Genomic DNA, 5,136 nt, shown 5'->3' on the forward strand with positions numbered 1-5,136 from the left:
GCAGAGGCCGTACCGGAGGGCGCTGAATGTCGGTGGGTGACGCAGACTTGGCCTAGACCAAAATTGACATATACGCTCACAGAATCTTGCACTGCGGCACACCACAGCACGGCTCCCCACGGTCGCGCACGAGGAAGGTCCCCGCATGACGCCCTCCCGCACGCAAGTTCCCGACTTCCGCGCTCTGTTGAGACTGCTCGCCCTGTTCGCCGTACTCCTCGGCGTCCAGGCCGGACCCGCGAACAACGCCCATGCCGCCGCGTCCTTCAACGTGATCGCCTTCTACGACGGCACCTACGACGCGGCGCACATCAGCTTCGACCACGAGGCCAACGCCTGGTTCCCGCAAGCAGGCGCACAGGACGGTTTCTCCTACACCGCGACCACCGACTGGAGTCGGCTCAACGCGGCGAACCTGGCGAACTACCAGGTCGTCATGTTCCTCGACGACCACCCGCACACCGCGGCGCAGCAGTCCGCCTTCCAGACGTACGTGGCGGGCGGCGGCGGCTTCATCGGCTTCCACGTCTCGGCGTACAACGACAACACGAGCGACTGGCCCTGGTACCACAACACGTTCCTCGGCACCGGAACGTTCCTGAGCAACTCCTGGGGGCCGACCTCCGAGACGCTGCAGATCGACGATCCCGGCCACCCGGCGACCGCGGGCCTGCCCGCCACCATCACATCCTCGGTCAGCGAGTGGTACAGCTGGCAGAACGACCTTCGACAGAACCCGGACATCGACATCCTGGCCTCACTGGCCCCGTCCACCTTCCCCGTCGGGACCGACCCGAACCAGACGTGGTACAGCGGCTACTACCCGATCGTGTGGTCCCACCGCAATTACCGGATGGTCTACAACAACTTCGGCCACAACGCGATGGACTACGCGACCGACACCACCCTGTCGTCGACGTTCGCGAGCGCCCAGCAGAACCGGCTGCTCCTGCAGGAGATCAAGTGGGCGGCGGGGCAGTCCGGTCCGGTGACCCCGCCGCCCTCGAACGCGACGGGCCCCATCCACGGATACGGCGGCAAGTGCGTGGACGTCGCGGGCGGGAACACCGCCAACGGCACGGCGATACAGCTCTACGACTGCAACGGCACCAACGCGCAGAACTGGAGCGTGGGCAGCGCCCGTACGCTCAGCGCGCTCGGCAAGTGCATGGACGTGACCTCGGCCGGCACCGCCAACGGCACCAAGGTGCAGCTGTACGACTGCAATGGGACGGCTCACAGGTCTGGCAGCCCGGCGCCGACGGCTCCCTGGTCAATCCGCAGTCCGGCAAGTGCCTCGACGCGACCGGGCCCAGTTCGGCCAACGGCACCCGCCTGCAGATCTGGTCGTGCACAGGGGCGGCCAACCAGAGCTGGATCCTGCCCTCCTGAACACGGAGGCCCGGCGAGTCGACGGGCTTGCCGGGCCCTGGGGGCACAGTCGGCCGTCAGTCGCGAGGCCACGCCCCTGTACGCCCGAAGACCTCGAAGTCCGTGGAAGCTCGTGGGAGCGAGGTCCCGGCCACCCGCTTCAGGCACCGGTGTGCATACAGGCCGCCCACAGCCCGGCCGCAGGCTGCCGATCAACTCCGGGAAGACGGCCGGCCGGAAGGCACGTCGTGCGGGCGGGGGTGCGCGGGGCGGTGGTGCTCCGTCAGGGCGGTGAGCAGAGAGATGAGTTCGTCCTGCTGTCCGGGGCTGAGGGGGGCGAGGAGTTCCCGCTGGGCGTCGGCGATGAGCGTATCGAGGCGTTCCAGGCGGCGGCGTCCGGTTGGGGTGAGGGTGATGATGTTGCGGCGACGGTCGGCGGGGTCGGGTTCGCGGCGGACGGAATCAGCATCGGCAAGCTCGTTGAGGACGGCGACCATGTCGCTGCGGTAGATGCCTGTGCGGCGGCTGAGTTCGGCCTGGCTGGCGGCGCCGGCTTCGGCCAGCGCCACCAGCACGGCGAAGTGCCACTTGTGAGCGCCTTCCACGGCCAGGCGCTCGCTGACGAGCCGGTCGGCGACGACCGCGGCCCCGGCGAGCAGGCGGCTGGGGATGGCGCGCAGCCGGGCCGGGGTGGCTTCGGGGGACGGGCTCATGCGGAAATCCTACACCTCTTGCGTTAGTGCCACTAACAGTCTAATTTCGTTAGCGCTACGAACGTTTATCGGGCTAACGAACTCCCCTGGAGCGAAGACCATGATCAAGCCGTTCCGCATCGACATCCCCCAGGCCGACCTCGACGACCTGACCTACCGCCTCTCCCGCACCCGTTGGCCCAACGAGGTCGACGGCGCCGGGTGGGACTACGGCTTCCCGCTGGCGCGACTGAAGGAGCTTGCCGAGTACTGGCGCACCGGCTACGACTGGCGTGCACATGAGGCCGAACTCAACGAACTTCCGCACTTCACCACGGAGATCGACGGCCAGAACATCCACTTCGTCCACGTCCGGTCCGCGAAGCCGGACGCGCTCGCGCTGATCCTCACCCACGGCTGGCCCGGCTCGTTCCTGGAGTTTCTCGACGTGATCGAGCCACTGTCGCGCGACTTCCACCTCGTGATCCCGTCCATCCCGGGTTACGGCTTCTCGGGGCCGACGCACGAGCGCGGCTGGGACATCGTCCACGTGGCGCGGGCCTGGGCCGAGCTGATGCGCCGCCTCGGGTACGAGCGCTACGGCGCGCAGGGCGGCGACTTCGGCTCCGGTATCTCCATGGCGCTCGGCGCGGTGGCATCCGAGCAGGTCGTCGGTGTCCACGTCAACTACCTGCCGACCCGGCCGGACCCGGATGCCGACATCGAACTGTCCGAAACGGATGAGGCCCGGCTGGACAAGGTCCGCCGGCTGATGGCCAGTCGCCCGCCGTACCAAGCCCTGCAGGCCACCACCCCCCAGACCGTCGGCTACGCACTGACCGACTCGCCGGTCGGCCAGCTGGCCTGGATCGCCGAGCGCTTCGCACAGTGGACCGACCCCGAGACGCCGGTCAGCGACGAGCGGATGCTCACCGACATCTCGCTGTACTGGCTGACCGCCACCGCCGCTTCCTCGGCGCGGCTGCACCGCGAGGCGCCGCGGCGGACCGAGCCGTGCCCGGTGCCGCTCGGCGTCGCGGTGTTCGCGCACGACATCACCCAGTCGGTGCGACCGCTGGCCGAGCGGCTGTACGACATCAGGCACTGGTCGGAGTTCGACCGCGGCGACCACTTCGCCGCGATGGAAGTGCCCGAGCTGCTCGCCGAGGACATCCGGGAGTTCTTCCTCACCCGCGTCAAACACGACCACTGAGGTTGTTCGGCTGTGAATCCTCTACGTCGGGCCGGCGCCATGGCCCCCTCCGCGTCGGTGTCCGCAGCATCGCCGATCCCGGCGGTCCGCTGCGAGAAGCCGCTGGGGGGACACCGTCGATGACCTGACCAGTTCCGCGCCCCGTCTGCTGCGATGGGTCGGCCGAGGGATCGCCGGAGTCCTCGACCTCATCAACCTGCGAGACGGTCTTCGCGGATTCGGGCGTCAGAAGCGGCGCCGAGAGCGGCGAACCCGGTGATCAGTCTCCAGCCGAGACGGGCCTCTTGGTCCACTGGCTGGTGCGGACACTCTCGCGGGCGGAGAACCTCTCCGAACGACCAGGTTTCCCCACTGCGCGGCGCTCGCAGATGCGGATACGCTTCCGCCGTGACCGAGGCAGGGACGAGCCGCCGACGGCTGCTGAGGGCCGCATGCCGCGCAGGCGGGGCCGCTGTCCTGGCCGGTTGCTCCCGCAGCTCGCAGCCGGTGCGGCGGCTGCGGTTCGCGACCGGGCCGCAGGGCGGACCGTACAACGCCTTCGGAAGGGCCTTGGCGGCGGCGGTCGCCGAGAGCGCGGGCCGGCTGCGCATCGCTCCTGTGAGTACGGCGGCGAGCGTGGACAACCTGCGCAGGCTGGACGACGGCTCGGCGGAGCTCGCCCTGGCCATGGCGGACAGCGCGCAGGACGCCGTGCGGGGCCGGCCGCCGTTCTCCCACCCGGCCGCGGTCACAGCGCTGGCCCGCATCTACGTGAACTACACGCATCTGGTGGTGCCGGCGGACAGCCCGGTACGCACCGTTCAGGATCTCGCCGGAAGGCCGGTCGCCGTCGGTGCTCCGGGCTCGGGAGCGCAGGTGGTGGCGAGTCGGCTTCTGCAGGCGGCCGGGCTGACCGGACGGCGGTCGGTACGGGAGCGGCAGCTGGGGCTCGCGGAGTCGGTGACGTCGCTGCGCGCGGGCACGGTCGGCGCGCTGATCTGGTCCGGCGGCGTGCCCACGCGCGCGCTGTCGGCGCTGGCCGGGGAGTTGCCGCTGCGGTTCCTGCCGCTCGACGGGCAGGTGAGCGACCTGCGTGAGCGGTACGGACCGGTGTACACGGCGGTGACGCTCCCGGCCGGGGCGTACGGGCTGAAGGAGCCGATGGGCACCATCGGCGTCGGCAACTACCTGATGGTGCGCGCGGACGTGCCGGAGGCCGCGGCGCGGGAGGTGCTGCATGTGGTGTTCGACCAGTGGCGGGTGCTGTTGCGCGAGGTGACGGCGGGGGCGCGGCTGGAGCCCCGGTTCGCGATCTCCACGGGTGAGGTGCCGCTGCATCCGGGAGCGGTCGCCTACTACCGCTCGGTGTACGGCTGAGCGGTCACAAGGCCGGGAGCGTCAGTTCCAGGACCAGGCCGTGCGGCAGGTTCCGGACGGCGTTGAGCCGGCCGCCGCTGAGCCGGGCGATCTCGTCGGCGATGGCCAGGCCCAGGCCGCTGCCGGGGACGTTCTGGTGTTCTGAAGCGCGGGCGAACCGCCGCAGCAGCAGGGGCAGTTGCTCCTCGCTCACCCCCGGGCCGTCGTCGCAGACGCGGACGCTCACCTCGTCACCCCGCGGTGCGGCCCGCACCTCCACACGGCAGCCGGGAGGCAGGAACTTGGTGGCGTTGTCGAGGACGGCGTCCAGGAACCTTCCCACCGCGTCGGGCAGCGCCCGCGCGGCGAGGCCGTCCGGGGCGGCGGTGGCGGTCAGCTCGAGACCGGCGTCGCGGAAGACCGGCTCCCAGGCCGCCGTCCGTTCCCGTACCGCCCTGGAGACGTCCTGGTCGGCCAGTTGCGCCGTACCCGACTCGACCCGTGCCAGGGCGAGCAGACCGTCGA

The 5,136-nt window shown here is 70.2% G+C and carries 4 protein-coding genes and 1 pseudogene; 3 read left to right on the forward strand and 2 right to left on the reverse strand.

The window, feature by feature from the left end; all coding sequences use genetic code 11:
- Positions 1-145: 145 nt before the first annotated feature.
- Positions 146-1,392: pseudogene (locus C3488_RS39110) on the forward strand (ThuA domain-containing protein).
- Between the two features lie 191 nt (positions 1,393-1,583).
- Here C3488_RS39110 and C3488_RS39115 read toward each other — a convergent pair.
- A complete protein-coding gene (locus C3488_RS39115; RefSeq protein WP_103845569.1) occupies positions 1,584-2,084 on the reverse strand; it encodes a MarR family winged helix-turn-helix transcriptional regulator in 501 nt (166 codons plus the stop codon).
- A 100-nt stretch (positions 2,085-2,184) separates the two neighbouring features.
- Between C3488_RS39115 and C3488_RS39120 the strand changes: the two genes are divergently transcribed.
- Positions 2,185-3,276, forward strand: coding sequence for an epoxide hydrolase family protein (locus C3488_RS39120; protein WP_103845570.1), 1,092 nt, complete (start codon positions 2,185-2,187; stop codon positions 3,274-3,276).
- Positions 3,277-3,663: 387 nt separating this feature from the next.
- On the forward strand, positions 3,664-4,632 hold the full coding sequence (locus C3488_RS39125; RefSeq protein ID WP_258053921.1) for a TAXI family TRAP transporter solute-binding subunit: 969 nt from the start codon (positions 3,664-3,666) through the stop codon (positions 4,630-4,632).
- 4 nt (positions 4,633-4,636) lie between these two features.
- Here C3488_RS39125 and C3488_RS39130 read toward each other — a convergent pair.
- A partial coding sequence (locus C3488_RS39130; RefSeq protein WP_146068027.1) for a sensor histidine kinase KdpD occupies positions 4,637-5,136 on the reverse strand: 500 nt, incomplete at its 5' end.

It is taken from the genome of Streptomyces sp. Ru72 (genome assembly GCF_002920635.1).
GTDB lineage: Bacteria > Actinomycetota > Actinomycetes > Streptomycetales > Streptomycetaceae > Streptomyces.